Consider the following 21,441-nt stretch of genomic DNA (forward strand, 5'->3'; position numbering starts at 1 on the left):
CCTATGACAGAACCGGACTTTGCGGGCAAAGTTGCAGTCGTAACCGGTGGCGGTTCCGGCATCGGCGAGGCCTGTGCGGTGCTGCTCGCCCAGCGCGGCGCCAAGGTGCTGGTGGCCGACCGCGACCTGCCGGCGGCCACCAAGGTGGCGGAGGGCATCGGCGCGGCCGCCCTCGCCCATCAGGCCGACGTGAGCGATCTGTCGTCGTGTGAGGCGATGGTCGCCAAGGCGGTCGAGGCGTTCGGCCGGCTCGACGTCGCCGTCAACAACGCGGGCATCGGCGGCCCGCAGGCGCTGACCGGCGAGTATCCGGTCGACGGCTGGGCCGCCGTGATCGGCGTCAACCTGACCGGAGTCTTCTACTGCATGCGATCCGAGATCCCGGCGATGCTCACCGCCGGCGGGGGCTCGATCGTCAACGTCGCCTCCATTCTCGGCTCGGTCGGCTTCGCCCAGTCCGTGGCATACGTGTCGGCGAAGCACGGCGTTGTCGGCCTGTCGAAGGCCACCGCCCTGGAGTACGCCGAGCGCGGCATCCGGGTCAACAGCGTGGGACCGGGCTTCATCCAGACCCCACTGCTGACCGACGAGATCGCGACGGCCGTCGCCGGGCTGCACCCGACCAAGCGCCTGGGCACCTCGGAGGAGGTCGCCGAGGTCGTTGCGTTCCTGGCCTCCGACCGGGCGTCGAACACCACCGGGTCCTACTACCTGACCGACGGCGGCTACACCGCCCAGTAACCGCCTCGCTCCGAAACCGTCAGCTCAGGAGCCGGCGGCGGACTCGGTGCCGGCTGGCTCTTTCCGAGCCGGCCGGCGCGTCAGCACCTGAGGCCCGGCCGGCGTGACCGCGACGGTGTGCTCGGAATGCGCCGTACGCGAGCCGTCGGCGGAGCGGATCGTCCAGCCGTCCTTGTCGTACTTGATCTTGTCGGTCGTGCGGCAGAACCAGGGCTCGATGGCGATGGTGAGACCGGGGTCGAGCCGCATGCCGCGGCGGGCGCGGCCGATGTTGGGCACGTGCGGGGCCTCGTGCATCGTGCGGCCGATGCCGTGCCCGCCGAACTCGGCGTTGACCTCGTAACCGTAGGAGTGCCCGACCTCGGCGATCGCGGCCGAGATGTCACCGAGGCGGCCGCCGGGCTGGGCGGCGGCGATCCCGGCCGCGAGCGCGACCTCGGTGGCCTCGATCAGCTTCAGATCAGCCGGATCGGGTACACCGACGACCACGGAGACCGCGGAGTCGGCGACCCAGCCGTCGACGCCGACGGCCATGTCGATGCTGAGCAGGTCGCCGTCACGCAGCACGTAGTCATGCGGCAGACCGTGCAGCACCGCGTCGTTGACCGACAGGCACAGCACGTTGCGGAACGGTCCCCGCCCGAACGACGGCGAATAGTCCCAGTAGCAGGACACCGCGCCGCGCTCGGAGATCCGGCGGCGGGCATGGTGTTCGATGTCCATCAGGTTCACGCCCACCGCGGCGATCTCGCTCAGCTCGGCGAGCAACTCGCCGACGAACTGACCGGCCACCGCCATGCGGCCGATCTCCTCGGCGGACTTGAACTCGATCACGACACCCTCCCTCATCCCGTACGGTATTTTTATACCACGCAAGGTCGGGACGCCGGGAAAGGGATATCCTGCTGCCATGGTTCGCCACCCACTGACCGCCGAACAGATCGCCGCGGGCCAGCGCCTCGGAGTCTGCCTCCGCGCCGCGCGGGCCGACCGCAGCCTGGTCGAGGTGGCGCTGGCGGCCGGCATCTCCCCCGAGACGCTCCGCAAGATCGAGGCGGGCCGTCTACCGGCCCCGGCCTTCGGCACCGTGGTCTGCCTCAGCCAGGCCCTCGACATCCCGCTCAGCGAGCTGGCTGCCGTCTGGCTTGCCGACATGCCCGTCCGCCAGGCTTCCTAGCTCAGCCCGTCTGATCGCAGGCACGGCCGCGTACAACGAGGAGCAGAAGCTCCAGACCGGAGCGGCAGCGATCGGCGTATGGCAGTTCGCGCAGACGGCCGACTTCTGGTTCCAGTCGATGCAGAACTGGCAGAGCGAGTTCTTCTCCGTCGGCGCGCTGGTTCTGCTGTCGATCGTGCTGCGCCAGCACGGCTCCCCGCAGTCGAAACCCGTCACCGCCCAGCACGATCAAACCGGCGATGAGTAGGTCTGCCAGACCCGGGTACCCGAGTCGCACCCGAGACGAGGAAGGAAGCCAGCATGAACGGACAGAAGGTTCATGAGGTGATGACCCGGGAGCCGGTGACCATCGGCATGCGCGAGACGCTGATCGGCGCGGCGACGATGATGCGGGACTACGACATCGGCGACGTCATCGTGACCGACGGCGAACGCGCGGTCGGCATCGTGACCGATCGGGACATCATCGTCCGCGCGATCGCCGAGGGCCGGGACCTGACCACGACGGTCGGCGAGATCTGCAGCCAGGAACTGGTGACGGTCAAACCCGACGACAGCGCCCAGCGCGTCGTGGAACTGATGCGCGGCCGGAAGATCCGGCGCTTGCCGGTGACCGAGGGCGGCCGGCTCGTGGGCGTCGTCTCGCTCGGCGACATGGCGCTCGAACGAGATCCGCACTCCGCCCTGGCCGACATCAGCTCGGCCATGCCGAACCACTGAGGACGTCCAGAGTGGATGGATCATGATCCACAGCCTGATACGTGTCGGGATCCGGCCGGTTCGCGACACAGATCGGGCTGTGGATCATGCGACGGGCCGGCTAGTCGGCGCGTACGTCCAGCCCGAGGCGGGCCGCGACGACGCAGGCCTGATCCACGTCGATGATCGCCCCGGCGAGCTGGACGGTCAGCGGATCGAGTGCGGTCAGGTCGCTCCCCCGCAGGTCGCTGCCGATCATGCTCGACTTGGCCAGCCAGGCGCCAGACAGGTCCACCCGGCGGAAGCTGCCGCCGTCCAGCCGTGCCCCGGTGAGGTCCGCCTCCCGCATCCGCACGCCCTCGAACTTCGTGCGTCGCAGGTCGGCGCCGGGCAGTCCGACGAACGACCAGTCGCCCCCGGTCACCGTCATCAGGTCGTACGCGCACCCGTCGAACATGCTCCCGACCAGCTTGCAGCCGGTGAAGCTGACGTCGAAGAACCCGCACTGCGTGAACGTGCAGTTGATGAAAGCGGCGTCGGTGTGGACCGAGGCGTTGAACTTCACGCCGCGGAACGTGCACTCGGTGAAAGTCGCGTTCTGCCCGATGGCCTCGGTCAGATCGACCTCGACGAACGCCACCCGCGTATGGGTCTGGCCGGTGAGGTCCTCGCCGTACCAGTCGAGCCCGCGCAGCGTCGACTCGGTGGGTGGTGGCGCGTGCCCGTGCTTCCGATCAGCCATGCTGCGGATCCTGTCACGGCCGACCGCTCCCCCACGACCAGCCTTGCTCCGGATTCCGGTGGATGTCCGGCCCGACCGATATGCTCGGGCTCATGACGATTCAGCGAATGGACAACGTCGGCATCGTGGTGACCGATCTCGACGCGGCCATCGCGTTCTACACCGAGCTGGGCCTGGAGCTGGAAGGCCGCGCGCAGATCGAAGGGGTCTGGGCGGCGAACGTCGTCGGGCTCGACGGGATGCGCAGCGAGATCGCGATGATGCGTACGCCGGACGGCCATGGGCGGCTGGAGTTGGCGCGGTATCACTCGCCGGACGCGATCGTCACCGAGCCGGCGATCCTGCCGCCCAACACGGTCGGCCTGCATCGCGTGATGTTCGCCGTCGACGACATCGAGGACACCGTCGCCCGGCTGCGTAAGCACGGCGGCGAACTCGTCGGCGAGATCTCCCGGTTCGAGGACTCCTACCTGCTGTGCTACCTGCGTGGGCCGGAGGGCACCATCATCGGCCTGGCCGAGCAGCTCAGCTGACGGTCATCGCCGGCTGGGAGATTCTTGTACGCTCACCGGCGTGCGACGACTTCTGCTGAGCACAATTCTGGTGGCCGCGCTGATCGCGGTGTCGGGGTGTTCGTTGTGGAGCGACGACGACATCGACCCGGTGGACAAGCCGCGGATCTCGGTCTTCCTGAAGCAGGAGGTCGCGCCCGAGGAACAGGCGGCCGTCGAGCGGGCGATCCGGGCGGTGGACGGCGTCGACGCCGTCGTCTTCGAGTCCTCGGAGCAGGCGTACGAGAAGTATCGGCTGCTGATGAGGGACGACCCGAGGTTCGACCCGGCCATCACGGCGGACAACCTGCCGTCGTCGTTCGTGGTCACCGCCAAGGATCTCACGGCGTACCGGAAGATCCGGGACAGTTCATTCACCGCGGACCTGGAGGCCAAGGCCGGGGTCGCGCGGGTGGTGTTCGCGTGCGCCACCATGGCCGAGTGCAAGGACACGACGCGGAGCCCGAACCCGTAGCAGTCAGTCCTATGTGGTCTGACGAGCGCGGAACTTCGCGACCTTGGCCCGGTTGCCGCAGCGGCTCATGTCGCACCACCGCCGGGTTCCGCGGGCGGAGTTGTCGAGGAACATCCGGGTGCAGGCGGGCCCTTCGCATTCGTGTAGCTGGGCCGCCGACGGGCCGGTGACGAGCGCGATCGCCGCTCGGGCGACCAGTGACAGGGACGCCTGCACGCTGCCGGTGCGGATCAGCGCGCCGGTGTCGTCGATGCGTACGAGCGGGGGCGTGACCTCGGCCGCCTGGTTGACGATGGCCCGGTCGGCCGGGTCGAACGCAGCGAGGCCGTCAGCCGTGACAGCGCGGTCCGAGGCGGCGGCAGCGGTGTCGTCGGCCACAGTCCGATGGCTGGAGTACGCCGTCATCGCCGCGTACGCGAGGCGATATATGGCTTCCCGCAGTTCCCTGGCGACGGCGAGATCCTGATCGTCCACGGCGGCCGAGGGATCGGCGATGCCGACCTCGGTGAGCCAGCGATGCAGGTCGGCCGGGGTGTGGAGGAACTCCACGGGGGTGCCGCCGTACCGCCGGCCGAGCGTGCCGGTCAGGTCGAGGGCGAGGTCTCCGCCGAAGAAGTTGAACTCCACGACGTCATGGTAACCAGCTTCGTAACCACCTTGACTGGTTTCATCCGGCCGCCCATCATGTAACCCTACGAACTGGTTACACGATGGGGGTTGTTTCACCATGACCGTGCGTGTGGGTGTCAACGGTTTCGGCCGCATCGGCCGCGCCCTGCTCCGGGCCCAACTGCGCCGCCGGGAGGACGTCGAGTTCGTCGCCGTGAACGACCTGACCGATGCGCGGACGCTCGCGCACCTGCTGAAGTACGACTCGACCGCCGGCACCTTGCCCGCTGTCGTCACCGGCGGCGACGACGCGATCGACGTGGACGGCACGAAGATCGCCGTGCTGGCCGAACGGGATCCCGCCCGGCTGCCCTGGCAGGAACTGGGGGTGGACCTCGTCGTCGAGTCGACCGGCCGGTTCACCGACGCGCACCAGGCCCGCGCGCACCTCGACGCGGGCGCGAAGCGGGTGCTGATCTCCGCACCCGCCAAGAACGAGGACCTGACGCTCGCGATCGGCATCAACGACGATCTGTACGATCCCGAGCGCCACACGATCGTCTCGAACGCGTCCTGCACGACGAACTGTCTCGCCCCGATGGCGAAGGTCCTCGACGACTCCTTCGGCATCGAACGCGGCGCGATGACCACCATTCACGCGTACACGCAGGATCAGAATCTGCAGGACGGACCGCATCGCGACCCGCGGCGAGCGCGCGCGGCGGCGGTGAACCTGATCCCGACCACGACGGGCGCCGCGAAGGCGATCGGCCTGGTCCTGCCGCGCCTGAGCGGCAAGCTGGACGGCTACTCGATCCGCGTGCCGGTGCCCGTCGGCTCGCTCACCGATCTGACCGCCGAACTCGGCCGCGAAACGACGCCGGACGAGATCAACGCCGCGTTCCGGGCGGCCGCCGACGGCCCGCTCCGCGGCATCCTGGAATACACCGAGGAGCCGATCGTCTCCAGCGACATCGTCGGCAGCCCGGCCTCGTGCGTCTTCGACGCCAGCCTCACCAAGGTCGTCGGCGGCACCCAGGCCAAGATCTACGGCTGGTACGACAACGAGACCGGCTTCGCCAACCGACTCCTGGACACCACGCTGCGGATGGCCGCCTGACAGCGGCTACACGGCGACGGGCTCCATCAGCTCGTCGCCGTGGTCCAGCGCCCACTGCCCGAGGCTCGCGAGCGGTCCGTGCACCAGTGACGCGCCCACGGCCGTGAGGGCATATTCGACGTTGCGCACGGTCGACTCACTGGTACGCGTCACGAGCCCGCGCGCGGTCAGCCGCCGCAGCGATTCGGTGAGCGCCTTGTCGCTGACATCACCGATCGCGATGATCAGCGCGCTGCGACGCTGCGGACCGATCCGCAGCGCGACGAGCACGATCGGATCCCAGCTGTGCGACAGCAGATCGGTGACGAGCCGGATCCGGCAGTCGGAGACGAAGTTGTAGCAGTCGTCGCGCCCCATGCCTCGATCCTGCCAGGCCGGTTCCCACCGATCGGTAGGAACCGGCTGCCTAGCGTCGACGACATGAAGATCTCCATCTTGGGAACGGGAAACATGGCGGCGGCTCTGGCACAGGCCTGGATCGGCGCTGGGCATACCGTCACGATCGCGGGACGCTCGGCGGACAAGGCTGCTGAGCTGGCCGGGCGGCTCGGGGCGTACGCCGCGGCGCCGAGTGAGGCGGCGGCGGGCGCGGACGCGGTCGTGGTGGCCGTGTTGTGGGACGGCGTACCGGACATGATCGAACTGGCGGGCGGCTCGCGCGGGGCATTGCGGGGCGTGCCGGTGCTCGACTGCACGAACCCCGTCGACTTCGCCACCGGCGCGCATCGGCTGGCGGCCGGTTCGGCGGCGGAGACGATCGCCGCGCAGGCGCCCGGGGCATCCGTCGTCAAAGCCCTCCACATGTACGCCGGCCAGATGTGGCTGACCTCGCAGGAGCGGCCACGCGTCGTCGCGATCTGCGGCGACGACGAGGCCGCACTGGACGTCGTCGGGCAGCTGGTCACCGACCTCGGCGGTACGCCGGTCGCGGTCGGCGGGCTGGACCGCGCCCGGCAGCTGGAGGAGGCCGCCGGATTCGTGGTCAGCCTCTACGGCAAGGGCGTCGACCCCAGCACCGCCATCCCGAGCGTCGGCTGACCGCGCTCGGCTGACCAGCGTCGGCTGACCGGACGCGGTCCCGCCCGATGACGGCGGGACCGCGTACACGTTGGTGCTAGTAAAGGAACGAGCCGTAGGGGCCCGCGAGGATCTTGTTCTTCTGGTCCTGGCTGAAGTGGGTGTTCGGGTAGCTGTAGAAGGACGCGGACATCGGGGTGCCGTCGGTGGACGACGAGTCCGGCAGCCCGAAGGCGTGGCCGAGTTCGTGGACCATGCCGCCGTACCAGCGGTTCATCGACTCGCCGCTGACCCCGGCCGCGCCGTCGGCGTCGTGGCCGCTGAGCACCACCCAGCCGGGGCTGGCCCCGCCGCCCGCGCCGTCGCCTTCGGCGCTGATCTCGCCGACGCACAGCCACCGGCTGTCGGGGTTGTTCAGGCTGAACTTGCGCGCGAGTTCGTTCTGCATGTTGGTGACCGACCACCAGTACTTGTCGCCGCCGTTGGGGGTGTTCTCGTACCAGCTGCGCACGTGGTCGCCGGTGACGACTTCGACGACAACGGTGTTGAGCCGGAACGTCTTGCCGAGTTCCTGCTGGTAGTACCGCTGGGCCTCGCGCATGACGGCGGCGATCCCGTCGGGGTAGCGCTGGTCGTAGGCCACGTCGGAGGGCCGCAGCCAGAAGACGCGCACGGTTCCGGTCGGCGGCGGCCCGCTGGTGGCGGTCGGGGTGGGGCTGGTCGGGCTGGGGCTGCTGCCGCCGCCCGGGTAGCCGGCCAGTCGCCAGGCGCGGGAGGTCGCGGTGCTGCAGGCCAACTGCACCAGTCCGGTGTTGGACGCCGACGACCCGCCGGCCGGGACGACGCACTTGCCCGAGTGCATTGCTTTGAGGGTGAAGGTCTTGTCCAGGCCGCTGACGGTGATCGGCACGAGCTGGAACTTCTGGTTCGCGCCGGTGCCGCAGCTCCATTGGATGATCGTGGCGTTGTCCGCCGTGGACACACCGTAGACGTCGACGCACTTGCCGGCGGCCGCGGTGCCGATCGTGTACTGGTCGGCGGTGCCACTGACCGGGGTGAAGGTGAACGTCTGGTTCGTGCCGTTGTTGCAGCTCCACTGGATGAGCTGGGTGCCGTTGGCCGTCGAGCCGTTGGGCACGTCCATGCAGTTGCCGCCGTTGGCGTTGGCGGCGGTCGAGGTGAACGCGGCGGCGGCGTACGCGGTCGGCACGGGGCCGAGGATCGCGACGGCGACCCCGGCCGCACCGGCGGCGACGCTGGCCAGGGCAGCGATGAGCGGTTTGTACATGGCGGCTCCCGGGTGAAGGGATGCGGAACCGAGAAGTCGGACCTCGGCATCACCCGGATGGGACCTCGATGTCCCGTAGCCAAGACGGACCAGTCGCCCACCCTAGAACAACTGATCGCTTTCGGTCAATGCAATGGGCTCGCCGGCTCCCCTCGGATTCGACTGAGGGGAGCCGGCGTTCGATCATCCGGCGTGCGGATCAGCTGGTCCAGATTTGGACCGTGGAGCACTGCCCGGCGGGCCAGCCGGAGTTGGCGGTGAAGGTCAGCCGCCAGTAGCGCTGGCTGGTGGCGGTGAACGTGATCGTCACGGTATTGCTGCTCGCCGGGTCGAACGCGTACGCCGCCGACGCCTTCACCGTGGTGAACGTGGTGCCGTCGGTGCTGCCCAGGACCGACAGGGTCTGCGTACGCGCACCCCAGGTCGCGGGCAGTTGCAGGACGATGCGCCCGGCGCTCTGGGCCGAGCCGAGGTCGACCTGGACCCATTGCGGGAAGGCGTTGTTGGCGCTCTCCCAGTAGGTGTTCTGGTTGCCGTCCGTCACGTTCGACGCCGGGTAGACGTCGTTGTGGCTGGATTCGCTGGTCGGCTTGCCGGTCGCCAGTTCGGTGCTGCCACCGGCTCCGGTCCCGGTCAGCGAGACCGTCGTCGGGCTGTTGGTCGCGTTGCTGGTGACCGTGAGCGTGCCGGTACGCGTACCAGCGACGGTCGGGCGGAAGCTGACGTTGACCGTGCAGGACGCACCGACCGCCAGCGACGTGCAGTTGTTGGTCTGGCTGTAGTCGCCGGTGGTGGCCACGCCGGACACGGTCGCCGCGGCGGTGCCGGTGTTGGTGACCGTGACGGCCTGCGCCGTGCTGGTCGTGTTGAGCGCCTGGCTGGCGAAGGTGAGCGAGCCCGGGGCGGCGCTGAGCATCGGCGAGCTGCTGCCGCCGCCGGTCGGGTAGACCTCGAACTCCGAGACCTGCCCCGCGGGCCAGCCGCTGTTGGCGGTGACGTTCACCCGGACGTAGCGGGCATTGGTCGCCGGGACGGTGATGTTGACGACGTTGGCAGGTGAGGTGAAGGTGTAGGTGGCCGACGCTACGGCGGTCGTGAACGTGGAGCCGTTGGTGCTGGTCTGGACGGACAAGGTCTGCGTACGCGTACCCCAGGCGCTGCTGGGCGGCAGCTTCAGCGTGACCTTGCCGACGGAGTAGGTGCTGCCGAGGTCGACCTGCAGCCATTGCGGGAACGCGTTGTTGGCGCTCTCCCAGTAGGAGTTGGCGTCGCCGTCGACCGCCAGCGCCGGGGTCAGCGACCCGTTGGCCTGGCTGCTGGCGGTGGCCGCCTTCTGCAGGGCGAGGTTGGTGGTCGTGCCGATGCCGGATCCGCTCACCGCGACCGTGGCCGGGTTGTTGTTGGCGTTGCTGGACAACGTCACCGTCCCGGTACGCGTACCGGCGGCGGTCGGGGTGAACCCGACGGTCACCGTGCACGAGGCGTTGACGGCCAGCGTCGCGCAGTTGTTGGTCTGGCTGAAGTCGCCGGAGGCGGTGACGCCGGAGACGGTCGCCGTGGTGGTGCCGGTGTTGGTGACGGTGACCGTCTGGGTGGTGGCCGGGCTGCCGACGATGGTTCCGGCGAAGGTCAGCGAGGTCGGGTTGAGGCTGAGAATCGGCCCAGGTGCGACCCCGGTGCCCGACAGGGGAACGGTGTTCGCGACGCCCGACGCGGTGATCGACAACGTCCCGGTACGCGTACCGGATGCGGTGGGGGCGAAAACGACGCTGACGGTGCAGGAGCCGCCGGCTGCGATCGAGGAGCCGCAGGTGTTGGTCTGGCTGAAGTCGCCGGCGGTCGTGATCGCACTGACCGGGGCGGCTGCGGTCCCGCTGTTGGTGACGGTCACCGTCTGCGGGGCGCTGGACGAGCCGGTCGCCACCGAGCCGTAGCCGAGCGCGGTCGGGCTGACGGAGATCTGCGACCCGTTGTCCGGCAGGTACGGCGGGAACGCCGGGGTGGTGATGTTCTGGCAGGCGGAGGAGCCGAAGATGCCGGAGTTGCCGCCGCCGTCGGTGAGGGTGAACCCGACTCCGCAGTTGTAGACGGCTGCTGGAGCCTGGGTGCCGGTGGCCGTGCTGTTCGTGATGGTGGCCGAGCCGCCGACCTGTTCCTGCACGACCCAGGTGCCGGTGTTCTGGATGGTCGCGTTGTTGATCTTCACGTTGGTGATGCTCGATCCGGAGACGAACTGGATCGCCTCGAACGGGCTCTGCTGGATCAGGATGTTGTCCACGTTGGTCAGTCCGGACATGGCCGCGTCGCGGGCGTCGAACCACAACGCGCCGACGCCGAAGTTCCAGTTCGGGTCGAGGCTGCCGGACCGGATGATCGTGTTACGCAGCACGTCGGTACGGCCGAGCGGGGTCGAGGCGAACCGTTGCGCGACGTGGATGCCGCCGCCCTGGGCCAGGCCGGCGTCGACGACCCGGTTGTCGGTGACGAAGTTGTCGTGCCCGCCGTAGATCGCGATGCCGTTGGCCAGGATCGGGTACTGCACGGTGTTGTGGTCGAACGAGTCGTTGGCGTCGGCGTTGGTGTCCGACCAGGTCGCCAGGCCGTCGTCACCGAGGTTGCGCAGGTCGCTGTTGGTGACCTTGGAATTCGTGACGCCGTTGTGGAAGTTGACGCCGTCGGCGGTCACGTTGCGGATGCGCATGCCGGACAGGACCAGGTTGGTCATCGGCCCGTCCATCCACGCGCCGACCTTGAGGTGCTCGATCCACAGCCGGTCCGCGGTCGAATTGCTCAGTGCGCCGCCGATGCCGTTGACCTGATCGCCGTCGTTGCGCTCCTGGACGTTGCCGAAGATCGCGAAGTCCGCGAGGTGGACGCCGCTGCCGCCGTTGGGCGCCCAGCCGCCGTAGAAGCCGGGCGCGTTGCCGACGATCGTCGAGCGCCACATGCCGGCGCCCTTGACGGTGACGTTGTTCAAAATGAGGTGGCTGCACGACATCCCGCAGCCGCTGGTGCTTCCCGGGATCCGGAAGGTGCCTTCGGGAATCCACACGGTGCCGCCGGCCCCGGCCGCGGAGATCGCCGCGTTGAAGGCGGCGGTCGAGTCGTTGACGCCGGTCGGGTCGGCGCCGTGGCTGGTCACCGAGACAGAACCGGACGGCTGGGCCAGCGCTGCGGCGACGTTCTCGAAGTCGGCGAAGTCGATCGTGTACGACCCGGCGGTGTCCTCCGAGTCGACCTGCAGCCGGAACTTGGTGCCCGCGGCGTACGTCGTGGTGAACAGGCGGTGCGCCTCGTCGTAGAAGTGATGCGGGTTGCTACCAGGCGTGTTGGTGAACGGGTATCCGCCGTAGTACCAGCTGTACGCGTTGGTCAGGGTGAAGTTGGTCTGCTTGGTCCCGTTGACGTACAACGACAGCTGGGTGGAGTAGACCGACCCGTTGCCGGTGTCGGGGATGCTGTACCGGAACACGATCGAGTTCGTCGTGACCGGCGTCGTGAACTCGACGTACTTGCCGGTGCCTTGCAGCGTCACGGCTTTGCGATAGGAGGCCTCGGCGGGCAACGTGCCGTAGGCCGTGCTCGGGCCGATCACGGTCCCGTTGGTGGTGGCGTTCTCCGCCTGGACCTCGACATAGGGCAGCGTCGCGCCGACCCCGCCGGTGGCGGCGGCCGCCGCCGGTTCGGCGGACAGCACGACGAAGCAGGCGGCGACCAGCGCCCCTGCGGAGAGAACCGCGGCTCTGCGGTTGCGCGTACGAAGGGATGGGGACATCTCGCGGCTCCTTTGGGTGGGAGGCCAAGGGATCGGCGACGCGGGCAGGCGTGTCGGGAGAAAGGTAGCCTTGTCGATACATCAACGCAAGATATCGATAATTCTTTGCCAGATTGCTATGCTGCGTCGCAAGAGTGCCGCACAGGCATCGGTGTCGTCGCGATCGCCCAGCCGGGAGAGAACTGGACGCGCGGATGCTCCGGGCGGTAGCTTTTCTCTGGCCGTGACGCTGCCCGAGGAGGTGAGACCCATGAACGACGTTTCGATGTGGGTGCTCCCCTTCGTGCCACGGCTGGGCGATTGAGGTAGGTGTCGCCGGGAGCGCCGCGCCGACAAGGCACTCCCGAAAGGCAACATCCATGCCCTCTCAGATTCCCCAGTTCGACGTGGTCATCGCCGGCTGCGGGCCGACCGGTGCGATGCTGGCCGCCGAACTGCGGCTGCTCGATGTGCGGGTACTCGTCCTGGAAAAGGACATCGAACCCGTGTCGTACGTCCGCATCGTCGGCCTGCACGTGCGCAGCCTCGAGCTGATGGCGATGCGCGGCCTGCTGGACCGCCTCCTCGAACACGGGCGACGGCGTCCGGCCGCCGGCTTCTTCGCCGCCATCGACAAGCCCGCGCCCACCCTGGACTCCGCGCACGCGTACCTGCTGGGCATCCCGCAGCCGGTCGTCGTGCGCCTGCTCGAAGAGCACGCGATCGGCCTCGGCGCGCAGATCCGGCGCGGTTGCGCACTGGCCGGTTTCGAACAGGACGACGATGCCGTGACCGTCGAGCTGGCCGACGGGCAGCAGCTGCGTACGCGCTATCTCGTCGGCTGTGACGGCGGGCGCAGCACGGTACGCAAACTGCTCGGCGTCGGCTTCCCCGGCGAGCCCGCCCGCACCGAGACGCTGATGGGCGAGATGGAGGTCGGCGTACCGCCGGAGGAGATCGCCGCCAGGACGGCCGACATCCGCCGGACCGACAAGCGGTTCAGCGTCCAGGCCTTCGGCGAAGGGGTCCACCGCATCGTGATCCCCGCCGCGACCGTCAGCGACCGCGCAGAACCGCCCACCCTTGAGGACTTCCAGCGACAGTTGCGCACCATCGCCGGAACCGACTTCGGCGTGCACTCGCCGCGCTGGTTGTCCCGCTTCGGCGACGCCACGCGGCTGGCCGAACGGTATCGCGTCGGACGCGTACTGCTGGCCGGCGACGCGGCGCACATCCATCCGCCCACCGGCGGGCAGGGCCTCAACCTGGGCGTACAGGATGCCGTGAACCTCGGCTGGAAACTGGCCGCGCAGATTCACGGCTGGGCGCCGGACCCGCTGCTGGACACCTATCAGGCCGAACGGCATCCGGTCGCCGCGGACGTGCTCGACAACACCCGCGCCCAGATGGAGCTGCACTCCGCAGAACCGGGCGCGCAGGCCGTCCGGCGGCTGCTCACCGACCTGATGGACATCGACGAGGTGAACCGCCACCTGATCGAGAAGATCACCGCGATCGACATCCGCTACGACTTCGGCGAGGGCCCCGACCTGGTCGGCCGCCGTCTGCGGGACATCGGCGTACGCCAGGGTCGCCTCTACGACCTGCTGCGTCACGGCCGTGGCCTGCTCCTGGACCGCACCGGACGGTTGACCGCCGGCGGCTGGTCGGACCGCGTCGATCACCTCGCGGATCCCACTGCGGAACTGGACGTTCCGGGCCTCCTGCTCCGCCCCGACGGCCACATCGCCTGGATCGGCGACGATCAGCGGGCGCTCGACGACCACCTCGCCCGGTGGTTCGGCCGGCCCACCGGCTGAGGCTGGGCTGGCTGCGCGTCAGCCGCCGCGACGGCGCGTTCTACTTCCACGCCGGCGTGGACGGCACGACGTGGTCGCTGGCCCGCCAGTTCGACCTCGGCGACACCCCGGTCCGGGTCGGCATCGGCGTCCAGTCCCCCGTCGGGGCGGGCTGCCCGGCCACGTTCGATCAGGTCGCGCTCACCGCCACCCGGCTGGAGGACATCTTCACGTTGGGATGAAGGGGCGGCGGCTACCACGGTTGTGGTACGCGGGAGTACCACGCCTGGTAGACGCCGGTGGGCGTACCAGCCGGGTAAAGTGATCTTCATGGACGAACCGGGCACTCGCCCGCGGCCTTGGTGGCGCGTGCCCCCGATCGTGCTCGACGTGGCCCTTGCCGCCGCGGTCGTCGCGACCGTCCTCGTCATGGTGGCCTTCGGACGGCCCGGCACGACCGATGGCCGCGCGCTGACCTGGCTGGACTGGCTCGGCGCGCTGGTCGCCGTCGGGCTGATCCTGGTACGCCGCCGCTGGCCGTTGCCGGTGCTGGTGCTGTCCACGGCGTCGGCCGTCGTGACCGTCGCGGCGGCGAAGGAACCGGCGGCGTTCGTCGCGACCACGGTCATCGCCGCATACACGGTGGGTACGCACACCAACCGGCGCACGGCCTGGCTGGCGGGCGGAATCTCCGCCGTCGTCGTGTACGCGGCCGTCGGCACCTTCACCGACCAAGGTTGGCTGGGGCCGCCGCTGGGCGTGATGGCCTGGATCGGCATGGCCACCGCCGTCGGCGACGCGACCCGCAGCCGCCGGGCGTATGTCGCGGCGGTCGAGGAACGGGCACGCCGCGCGGAGCAGAACCGCGACGAGGAGGCCCGCCGCCGAGTGGCCGAGGAACGGGTACGCATCGCGCGGGATCTGCACGACGTCGTCGCCCATCACATCGCGGTCGTCAACGTGCACGCCGGGCTGGCCGAGCACAGCGTGCGCACCCGGCCCGAGCAGGCCGAGACCTCGCTGCGCCACGTACGCCAGGCGGCGCAGACGGTGCTGGAGGAGCTGGCCACGATCCTGGCGGTGTTGCGCCAGAACGGCGACGCCACCGCGCCGACCGAACCCGTACGCGGCCTGGCCCAGCTCGACGAGCTGCTGACCTCGGTTGCGGCGGCAGGTTTACGGGTCGAGCATCGGCAGCTCGGCTCGGTACGGCCGTTGCCCGCCGCGGTCGACCAGGCGGCGTACCGGATCGTGCAGGAGGCGCTCACCAACGCCCACAAGCACGGCAGCGGGCGGGCCGCGACGCTGTCCGTGGAATATCGGCGAGACGCGGTCGTCGTCGACGTCGCCAATCCAGCCGCCACCGATCCGGCATCCGCCGACACGATGTCAGCCGAGTCAGCGATAGCGGATGTGGGGCACGGTCTGACCGGGATGCGCGAACGCGCCGTCGCCGTCGGCGGTTCCTTCAGCGCCGGACCGACCGGCACCGGCCGGTTCCAGGTGCACGCCGTGCTGCCCAGCCCGGCCCGGCCCGAGGCGGTGCCGTGACCATTCGCGTACTGCTCGCCGACGATCAGGCGCTGATCCGCACCGGGCTGCGGGGCATCATCGAAACCGCGCCGGACCTGGAGGTCGTCGGGGAGGCCGGCACCGGCCGCGAAGCCGTCCAGCTGGCCCGGTCGGCGCGGGCCGACGTGGTGCTGATGGACATCCGCATGCCCGACCTCGACGGGCTGCAGGCCACCCGGCTCATCACCGCCGACGACGACCTCGCCGGCGTACGCGTGCTCATTCTGACCACGTTCGAGCTGGACGAGTACGTGCTGCTGGCGTTGCGGGCCGGGGCCAGCGGGTTCCTCGGCAAGGGCGCCACCCCGGCCGAGCTGATCGAGGGCATCCGCACCGTCGCCGACGGCGACGCGCTGCTGTCGGCGCGGGCCACGCAGACGCTCATCGCCCGGTTCCTCACCAGCGCCGACCCGGGGCCGCAGCCGAACGCCACCGTGCTGGACGTGCTGACCGACCGCGAACGCGAAGTCCTCGCGCTGGTGGCGCTGGGGCTGTCGAACGAGGAGATCGCCACCCGGCTGTTCCTGGCGCCGTCGACAGCCAAGACACACGTCAACCGCGCGATGACCAAACTCGGCGTACGCGACCGGGCTCAGCTGGTGGTCATCGCGTACCAGACCGGGCTGGTGCGGCCCGGCGACACCGGCTGAGATCACCGCAGTCACGGTGTCAGCGGCCGTGTCAGAGCCGTGACAGGAGGGTGACAGTCCCGGTTCCCATAGTTGCCGCATGACAACTTCTGCGATCACGGTCTCCGGACTGCGAAAGGCGTACAAGGACAAGGTCGTCCTCGACGGCATCGACTTCGAGGTCCGGGCCGGATCGGTGTTCTCGTTGCTCGGCCCGAACGGCGCGGGCAAGACCACCACGGTGAACGTGCTGACGACGTTGATGAAGGCCGACGGCGGCACCGTCCGCGTCGCCGGTCACGACATCGCGACCGAGGCCAAGGCGGTACGCGCGGCGATCGGCGTCACCGGCCAGTTCGCAGCGGTGGACGAGCTGCTCACCGGCCAGGAGAACCTGCAGCTGATGGTGGACCTGAGCCGGGTGCCCGCCAAGGACGGCAAGCGCGTGGTCACCGAGCTGCTGGAGCGGTTCGAGCTGACGGAGTCGGCGGCCAAGCCCGCGTCGACCTACTCCGGCGGCATGCGCCGCAAGCTCGACCTGGCGATGACGCTCGTCGGCAACCCCCGGATCATCTTCCTCGACGAGCCGACGACCGGCCTGGACCCGCGCAGCCGGCACACCATGTGGGCGATCATCCGCGACCTGGTCGCCGACGGCGTGACCATCTTCCTCACCACCCAGTACCTGGAGGAGGCCGACCAGCTCGCCGACCGCGTCGCGGTGCTCGACGGCGGGCGCCTGGTCGCCAACGGCACCCCCGACGAGCTGAAGCGGCAGATCCCCGGCACGCACATCCGCCTGCGGTTCACCTCCGCCGCCGAACTCGACGCCGCCGCCAGGGTCCTCACCGACGCCACCCGGGACCCGGAAGCCCTGGCCCTGCGCGTGCCCAGCGACGGCGGCACCAAGTCGCTGCGCGCCCTGCTGGACCGGCTCGACGAGTACTCCCTCAGCGCCGAGGAATGCTCGGTGCACACCCCCGACCTCGACGACGTTTTCCTCGCCCTGACGGGCCACACCACGGAGGCCGCCAAATGAGCGCCAAGTCCCACTCGCTGGTCATGCTCCGCCGCAACACCAAGCACATCACCCGGAACCCGACCTCGGTGTTCAACGCGGTCCTGATGCCGATCGTCATCATGTTGATGTTCGTCTACATGTTCGGAGACGCGTTCGACGTCGGAGTGGACTATATCGACTACGCGACGCCCGGGCTGATGCTGCTGGCCGTCTGCTACGGCCTCGGCGCCACCGCGACCTCGGTGAACGCCGACATGACCAAGGGCGTCATCAACCGGTTCAAGGTCATGGACGTCTCCCGGGGCGCGGTGCTGACCGGCCACGTCGTGTCCAGTGTGCTGACGAACCTGGTAGCCATCGCGGCGCTGGTCGGAGTGGCGTTCCTGCTGGGCTTCGACCCCCACGCGAGCGTCGCCCAGTGGTTCGGCGTGGTCGGCGTGGTCGTCCTGCTCGCCTTCGCGGCCGGCTGGTTCACCGTCGCGCTGGGCCTGTCGGCCAAGTCCCCGGAGACGGCCGGCATGGCCGCGGTGCCGCTGGTGATGCTGCCGTTCTTCAGCAGCGCGATCGTGCCGGCCGAGAAGATGGGTCCCGGCCTGCGCCAGTTCGCCGAGTACCAGCCCTTCACCCCGATCATCGAGACCCTGCGCGGGCTGATCAACGGCGCACCGGCCGCCGGCGACGTCATCCCCGCCCTGGCCTGGTGCGTCGTCATCGCCCTCATCGGCTACCTGTGGGCGCGGTCGACCTTCACCAAGCGAGCCTGACCGTCACAGCGACCGGCGTGACCGGCTACGAAGCGAGGGTGACCGCGGCGAGCTGACTCCAGCTCGTCCGGGAACCCTCCCGAACCGCCTCGGCGAACATCGTTTCGCCGAGGCGGTTTCGTGCCGTCTGCTCGATCCGCGTGGCGTCGGGCTGCGACCGGTCCGGCAGCCCGCGTACGCCGATGCTCGCCCCGATCAGGCGAGCCGCCTGCTCCGGCTGATCCGCGCGCAGCGCCAGATCCGCCACTCCGACGAGCACCTGCGCGATCAGCGGCGCATGCCCGGTCTCGGTCGCCGTCCGGAACGCCGCGATCCGATGTTCCCGGGCCGAATCGAGCTCGGGCGCCAGATATCCGAGCAGGTCATGGGCGACCGAGCCGACGAACGCCCGCTTCGCGTCGTCACCGAGCATCGTGGTCGCGATCTCCAGCTGCCGGTACGCCTGCTCCGCGTCGCCGCTCCACCGGGCGAGTTCCGCCTTGGCCAGCGCCAACTCCGCCAGCGCGTTCGGCCACGACACGCGTTGGGCGTACCGCTGCGCCTCGGCCATGGCTGCCGCGCTCGCCTCGGTGTCACCCGACAGCCAGTACAGCTGCGCCTGCCGCGACCGCAAGGGCACCACGTCCTCACCGGCGCCGACCTCCAGCACGACCGTGATCGCCTGCTCGTAGTAGGCGCAGGCGGCGGCGAAGTCGCCCCGCATCGCGATCCGGTTCGCCAGCTCGGTCGAGGCGAACGAGATCCCCCATCGGTCGCCGAGCGTGCGGAACTCGGCCAGCGCGGTCTCCAGGTACGCCTCGGCGTCCGGGCCGTCGTCGCCGAGCATGATCCGCAGCCGGCCCAGGTGCAGTCGCGACAACGCCCGCAGCCACGGATCGGGGTCACCGAGCAGTTGCTCGAACGCGGGCGCGGCCTCGGCCGGCGCGTGCAGTAGACGTTCCAGCGCGGCGACGAAGCGCAGCGCCCGGTGGTCTCGGGGAACCCGCTGACTGATCTCCAACGCCTTGCGTACCCACTCGTCGGCCTGCCGTTGGTCGCCCGGTCCCCAGGTCGCCAGATCCCGCACCGACCGGCCGGCGTGCACACCCGCGTGCACGGCGCGTGCGTACACCACGGCCCGGCTGGCGTCGGCGACCTCGCCTGGCAGCGCGGTGGCCGCCGTGATCAGCTCGTTCCCCTCGGCCTTGTGCCCGCCCAGCCACCAGTACCAGCCGGCCGCGGCCGCCATCCGCATCGCCCCGGCGGCGTCGGCAGCGGCGATCGCACCCCGCATCGCCGCGCCGATGTTGTCGTGCTCGGCCTCCAGTGTTGCCAGCCATTCCAGCTGCTCGGCGCGGTACAGATGCGGCTCCGCCGCCTCGACCATTTCGGTGAAGTACGCCAGATGCGCCTGGCGGGCCGCTTCCGCCTCCCCCGCCTCGGCCAGCCGCTGGCCGGCGTACTCCTTGATGGTGCCCAGCATCCGGTAGCGCGGCGCCTGCTCGCCCTCGACGATCACCAGCGACTTCTCGGTCAGCGCGGTCAACAGGTCGAAGACCTGCCACGCCTCGACCCCGTCGGCGGCGCAGACATGCTCGGCCGCCTCCAGGCTCGCCCCACCGGCGAACACCGACAGCCGGTGCAGCACCACGCGTTCGGCGTCGCTGAGCAGTCCCCAGCTCCAGTCGATGACCGCCCGCAACGTCCGGTGCCGGGGCAGCGCGGTCCGGCTGCCACCGGTCAGCAGCCGGAACCGGTCGTCGAGCCGATGGGCGAGCTGGTCGAGGGACATCGAGCGCAGCCGGGCCGCCGCGAGTTCGATCGCCAGCGGCATCCCGTCCAAGGCCCGGCAGACCCGCGCCATCGTCTGCGACGTGGCCGGATCCGAGCGGGCCGGGTCGGCCGCGAGATCCTGGCGGACCGCGCCGGCCCGATCCCGCAACAGCCGGACGGCCGGAGCGGACTCGATCTCGCCGGGATCGGCGTCCACCGCGGGCAGGATCAACGGCGTGACCGGCCACAACGACTCCCCGGTGATGCCCAGCGGCTCCCGGCTGGTGGCCAGGATCCGCAGTCGCCGGCAGTCGCCGAGGACCCGATGGGCGAAGGCGGCCACCGGCTCGATGACGTGCTCGCAGTTGTCCAGGATCAGCAGCATCGCCCGGTCCCGCAGGGCGGCGACGGCACGATCGGTGGCTTCCGCGCCCGGTGTCTGCCCGAACAGCGCGTCGCGCAGGCCCAGCGCTGCCACGGTCGCCTGCGCCACGTCGCCGTCCGTGCCGATGGTCGCCAGTTCCACTACCCACGCACCGTCGGGCAGGTCACCGAGCAGCGTCTGCGCGGTCTCCATGGCCAGCCGGGTCTTGCCCGAGCCGCCAGGCCCGATCAGAGTGGTGAGCCGGTGGTCGCCGACCAGCCCACGGACCGCGGCGACGTCCTCGTCCCGGCCGACGAAGCTGGTCAGCTCGGCCCGCAGATTCGTGCGCCGTTCCGGCTGCCGGCCGACCTCGCCCCGCAACAGTGAGACGTGCAACGCCGCCAGTTCCGGTGACGGGTCCACGCCGAGCGAATCGGCCAGCGCCTCCCGCGTCCGCTCGTACGCCAGCAGCGCCTCGCTGTCGCGACCGGACGCGACCAGCGCCCGCATCAGGGCTCCGGCCAGCCGTTCCCGGACCGGATGGGCGGCCACCAAGTCGGACAACTCGGTCACCAGGTCCGCCCCGTGGCCGAGTTCGACCTCCGCGTCGTACCGGTCCTCCAAAGCCGTCAGGCGCAACCGTTCCAGCCGGGTGACCGCCGCCTCGAAGGCCGCGCTGTCCGGCAGATCGACGTCCTGCAACGCCGCACCCCGCCACAGCCCGACCGCCTCCCGCAGCAGGCGCACCCGACGCGGATCGTCGGCACTGTTCCGGCCGACGTCGGGGCTGAGCCGGCCGGCGGAGTCGCCGAAACCAAGAAGAGCGGGGCTGAGCCGGCCGGCGGAGTCGCCGGGACCAATACGAGCGGGACCAAGACGGGCGGCCGCGAGTAGACGCTCGAACCGGGCCGCGTCGACGGCGTCGGGGTCCACCGTCAGCCGATAGCCGTCGCTCTGCCCCTCGATCGAACCCTCCGGCAGCACCTTCCGCAGCCGGGAAACCAAGCGGTGCAAGGCGTTCGTCGCGTCGGCCGGCGGATTCTCGCCCCAGATCCAGTCGACGAGGGTCGCCTTCGGCAGCACCCGGCCGGGGTCGAGCGCCAGGGCGGTGAGCAGGCCGCGCAGGCGAGCGCCGGGCACGTCGGCGACGACTCCGTCGTCTCCGCGTACCTCGAACGGCCCCAGCAGCCCGATCTTCATCCGGCCGATCTTGCCATGCGTGGTGAGCAGGCATCCACCGGAACCCGTAGGGGCCGCGACCACGTACGCGGTACGCGGCGTACCACATCCGCGGTAGTCGTCCGACCACCTCGGGACGACGTCAACCAGGCCCTTCGTTGCCGAGACTCGAGATGGCGCCCAGTGCG

General features: G+C 69.9%; 21 protein-coding genes. 14 read left to right on the forward strand and 7 right to left on the reverse strand.

What is annotated here, in order from left to right:
- Positions 1 to 3 precede the first annotated feature (3 nt).
- Positions 4 to 741 (forward strand): SDR family NAD(P)-dependent oxidoreductase, encoded by a 738-nt coding sequence (locus tag AB0M47_RS01960; RefSeq protein ID WP_363406791.1) that lies wholly within the window; start codon positions 4 to 6, stop codon positions 739 to 741.
- A gap of 24 nt (positions 742 to 765) precedes the next feature.
- Here the strand turns inward: AB0M47_RS01960 and map are convergent, their stop codons facing one another.
- Positions 766 to 1,575 (reverse strand): type I methionyl aminopeptidase, encoded by an 810-nt coding sequence (gene map, locus AB0M47_RS01965; protein WP_363406794.1) that lies wholly within the window; start codon positions 1,573 to 1,575, stop codon positions 766 to 768.
- Between the two features lie 76 nt (positions 1,576 to 1,651).
- Between map and AB0M47_RS01970 the strand changes: the two genes are divergently transcribed.
- From AB0M47_RS01970 to AB0M47_RS01980, 3 genes are read left to right on the forward strand one after another with little or no spacing between them, the layout of a single operon-like run.
- On the forward strand, positions 1,652 to 1,918 hold the full coding sequence (locus AB0M47_RS01970) for a helix-turn-helix transcriptional regulator (RefSeq protein WP_363406797.1): 267 nt from the start codon (positions 1,652 to 1,654) through the stop codon (positions 1,916 to 1,918).
- Positions 1,887 to 2,165, forward strand: coding sequence for a DUF6766 family protein (locus AB0M47_RS01975; RefSeq protein WP_363406800.1), 279 nt, complete (start codon positions 1,887 to 1,889; stop codon positions 2,163 to 2,165). The genes AB0M47_RS01970 and AB0M47_RS01975 overlap by 32 nt, the downstream gene beginning before the upstream one ends.
- Positions 2,166 to 2,218: 53 nt before the next feature.
- Entirely contained in the window at positions 2,219 to 2,638 is a 420-nt protein-coding gene (locus tag AB0M47_RS01980) for a CBS domain-containing protein (RefSeq protein ID WP_363406803.1), read from the forward strand.
- A gap of 100 nt (positions 2,639 to 2,738) precedes the next feature.
- Here AB0M47_RS01980 and AB0M47_RS01985 read toward each other — a convergent pair whose 3' ends face one another.
- Positions 2,739 to 3,359 carry a pentapeptide repeat-containing protein gene (locus AB0M47_RS01985; RefSeq protein ID WP_363406806.1) on the reverse strand — a complete coding sequence of 207 codons (621 nt, stop codon included), beginning with the start codon at positions 3,357 to 3,359 and terminating at the stop codon, positions 2,739 to 2,741.
- 92 nt (positions 3,360 to 3,451) lie between these two features.
- Here AB0M47_RS01985 and AB0M47_RS01990 point away from each other — a divergent pair, with 92 nt between their 5' ends.
- Both AB0M47_RS01990 and AB0M47_RS01995 read left to right on the forward strand, forming a co-directional pair.
- Positions 3,452 to 3,892: a VOC family protein gene (locus tag AB0M47_RS01990; RefSeq protein WP_363406809.1), complete on the forward strand. Its 441-nt coding sequence runs from the start codon at positions 3,452 to 3,454 to the stop codon at positions 3,890 to 3,892.
- A gap of 40 nt (positions 3,893 to 3,932) precedes the next feature.
- A complete protein-coding gene (locus AB0M47_RS01995; protein WP_363406812.1) occupies positions 3,933 to 4,385 on the forward strand; it encodes a permease-like cell division protein FtsX in 453 nt (150 codons plus the stop codon).
- A gap of 9 nt (positions 4,386 to 4,394) precedes the next feature.
- Here AB0M47_RS01995 and AB0M47_RS02000 read toward each other — a convergent pair whose 3' ends face one another.
- The gene (locus AB0M47_RS02000; protein ID WP_363406815.1) at positions 4,395 to 5,012 is read right to left on the reverse strand and encodes an ABATE domain-containing protein; all 618 of its coding nucleotides are present in this window, start codon (positions 5,010 to 5,012) and stop codon (positions 4,395 to 4,397) included.
- A 100-nt stretch (positions 5,013 to 5,112) separates the two neighbouring features.
- Here AB0M47_RS02000 and gap point away from each other — a divergent pair, with 100 nt between their 5' ends.
- Positions 5,113 to 6,114: a type I glyceraldehyde-3-phosphate dehydrogenase gene (gene gap, locus AB0M47_RS02005; protein WP_363406818.1), complete on the forward strand. Its 1,002-nt coding sequence runs from the start codon at positions 5,113 to 5,115 to the stop codon at positions 6,112 to 6,114.
- Positions 6,115 to 6,120: 6 nt separating this feature from the next.
- Here the strand turns inward: gap and AB0M47_RS02010 are convergent, their stop codons facing one another.
- A complete protein-coding gene (locus AB0M47_RS02010; RefSeq protein ID WP_363406821.1) occupies positions 6,121 to 6,471 on the reverse strand; it encodes a helix-turn-helix domain-containing protein in 351 nt (116 codons plus the stop codon).
- On the opposite strand from AB0M47_RS02010, the gene AB0M47_RS02015 reads away from it, so the two are divergent.
- The gene (locus AB0M47_RS02015) at positions 6,400 to 7,152 is read left to right on the forward strand and encodes an NAD(P)-binding domain-containing protein (protein ID WP_363406823.1); all 753 of its coding nucleotides are present in this window, start codon (positions 6,400 to 6,402) and stop codon (positions 7,150 to 7,152) included. The two genes, AB0M47_RS02010 and AB0M47_RS02015, sit on opposite strands and share 72 nt — an antisense overlap.
- 76 nt (positions 7,153 to 7,228) lie before the next feature.
- On the opposite strand, the gene AB0M47_RS02020 is transcribed toward AB0M47_RS02015, so the two are convergent.
- Together AB0M47_RS02020 and AB0M47_RS02025 are read right to left on the reverse strand one after the other, a co-directional pair.
- On the reverse strand, positions 7,229 to 8,419 hold the full coding sequence (locus AB0M47_RS02020; protein ID WP_363406826.1) for an RICIN domain-containing protein: 1,191 nt from the start codon (positions 8,417 to 8,419) through the stop codon (positions 7,229 to 7,231).
- A 199-nt stretch (positions 8,420 to 8,618) separates the two neighbouring features.
- Complete coding sequence (locus tag AB0M47_RS02025; protein WP_363406829.1) at positions 8,619 to 12,194, reverse strand: choice-of-anchor D domain-containing protein; 3,576 nt, start codon at positions 12,192 to 12,194, stop codon at positions 8,619 to 8,621.
- A gap of 359 nt (positions 12,195 to 12,553) precedes the next feature.
- Between AB0M47_RS02025 and rox the strand changes: the two genes are divergently transcribed.
- The 6 genes from rox to AB0M47_RS02055 all read left to right on the forward strand — a co-directional run bounded on the left by rox (position 12,554) and on the right by AB0M47_RS02055 (position 17,958).
- Entirely contained in the window at positions 12,554 to 13,993 is a 1,440-nt protein-coding gene (gene rox / locus AB0M47_RS02030; RefSeq protein ID WP_363406832.1) for a rifampin monooxygenase, read from the forward strand.
- Complete coding sequence (locus AB0M47_RS02035; RefSeq protein ID WP_363406835.1) at positions 13,969 to 14,214, forward strand: DUF1349 domain-containing protein; 246 nt, start codon at positions 13,969 to 13,971, stop codon at positions 14,212 to 14,214. Before rox ends, AB0M47_RS02035 begins: the two co-directional genes overlap by 25 nt.
- Before the next feature lie 88 nt (positions 14,215 to 14,302).
- Positions 14,303 to 15,523 (forward strand): histidine kinase, encoded by a 1,221-nt coding sequence (locus AB0M47_RS02040; protein WP_363406838.1) that lies wholly within the window; start codon positions 14,303 to 14,305, stop codon positions 15,521 to 15,523.
- Entirely contained in the window at positions 15,520 to 16,194 is a 675-nt protein-coding gene (locus AB0M47_RS02045; protein WP_363406841.1) for a response regulator transcription factor, read from the forward strand. The genes AB0M47_RS02040 and AB0M47_RS02045 overlap by 4 nt, the downstream gene beginning before the upstream one ends.
- A gap of 79 nt (positions 16,195 to 16,273) precedes the next feature.
- Positions 16,274 to 17,212 (forward strand): ATP-binding cassette domain-containing protein, encoded by a 939-nt coding sequence (locus tag AB0M47_RS02050; protein ID WP_253761908.1) that lies wholly within the window; start codon positions 16,274 to 16,276, stop codon positions 17,210 to 17,212.
- On the forward strand, positions 17,209 to 17,958 hold the full coding sequence (locus tag AB0M47_RS02055; protein WP_363406844.1) for an ABC transporter permease: 750 nt from the start codon (positions 17,209 to 17,211) through the stop codon (positions 17,956 to 17,958). The genes AB0M47_RS02050 and AB0M47_RS02055 overlap by 4 nt, the downstream gene beginning before the upstream one ends.
- A gap of 25 nt (positions 17,959 to 17,983) precedes the next feature.
- Here the strand turns inward: AB0M47_RS02055 and AB0M47_RS02060 are convergent, their stop codons facing one another.
- Positions 17,984 to 21,274, reverse strand: coding sequence for a BTAD domain-containing putative transcriptional regulator (locus tag AB0M47_RS02060; RefSeq protein ID WP_363406847.1), 3,291 nt, complete (start codon positions 21,272 to 21,274; stop codon positions 17,984 to 17,986).
- Positions 21,275 to 21,441 lie beyond the last annotated feature (167 nt).

This window comes from Hamadaea sp. NPDC051192 (genome assembly GCF_040682475.1).
Classification (GTDB): Bacteria; Actinomycetota; Actinomycetes; order Mycobacteriales; family Micromonosporaceae; genus Hamadaea; species Hamadaea flava.

Bases quoted from the DNA above. Each gene is read 5' to 3' on its own strand.
- AB0M47_RS01960 (WP_363406791.1), top strand. From the start codon at position 4: ATGACAGAACCGGACTTTGCGGGCAAAGTTGCAGTCGTAACCGGTGGC.
- AB0M47_RS01970 (WP_363406797.1), top strand. From the start codon at position 1,652: ATGGTTCGCCACCCACTGACCGCCGAACAGATCGCCGCGGGCCAGCGC.
- AB0M47_RS01980 (WP_363406803.1), top strand. From the start codon at position 2,219: ATGAACGGACAGAAGGTTCATGAGGTGATGACCCGGGAGCCGGTGACC.
- AB0M47_RS01985 (WP_363406806.1), bottom strand. From the start codon at position 3,359: ATGGCTGATCGGAAGCACGGGCACGCGCCACCACCCACCGAGTCGACG.
- AB0M47_RS01990 (WP_363406809.1), top strand. From the start codon at position 3,452: ATGACGATTCAGCGAATGGACAACGTCGGCATCGTGGTGACCGATCTC.
- gap (WP_363406818.1), top strand. From the start codon at position 5,113: ATGACCGTGCGTGTGGGTGTCAACGGTTTCGGCCGCATCGGCCGCGCC.
- AB0M47_RS02010 (WP_363406821.1), bottom strand. From the start codon at position 6,471: ATGGGGCGCGACGACTGCTACAACTTCGTCTCCGACTGCCGGATCCGG.
- AB0M47_RS02020 (WP_363406826.1), bottom strand. From the start codon at position 8,419: ATGTACAAACCGCTCATCGCTGCCCTGGCCAGCGTCGCCGCCGGTGCG.
- AB0M47_RS02025 (WP_363406829.1), bottom strand. From the start codon at position 12,194: ATGTCCCCATCCCTTCGTACGCGCAACCGCAGAGCCGCGGTTCTCTCC.
- rox (WP_363406832.1), top strand. From the start codon at position 12,554: ATGCCCTCTCAGATTCCCCAGTTCGACGTGGTCATCGCCGGCTGCGGG.
- AB0M47_RS02040 (WP_363406838.1), top strand. From the start codon at position 14,303: ATGGACGAACCGGGCACTCGCCCGCGGCCTTGGTGGCGCGTGCCCCCG.
- AB0M47_RS02050 (WP_253761908.1), top strand. From the start codon at position 16,274: ATGACAACTTCTGCGATCACGGTCTCCGGACTGCGAAAGGCGTACAAG.
- AB0M47_RS02055 (WP_363406844.1), top strand. From the start codon at position 17,209: ATGAGCGCCAAGTCCCACTCGCTGGTCATGCTCCGCCGCAACACCAAG.
- AB0M47_RS02060 (WP_363406847.1), bottom strand. From the start codon at position 21,274: ATGAAGATCGGGCTGCTGGGGCCGTTCGAGGTACGCGGAGACGACGGA.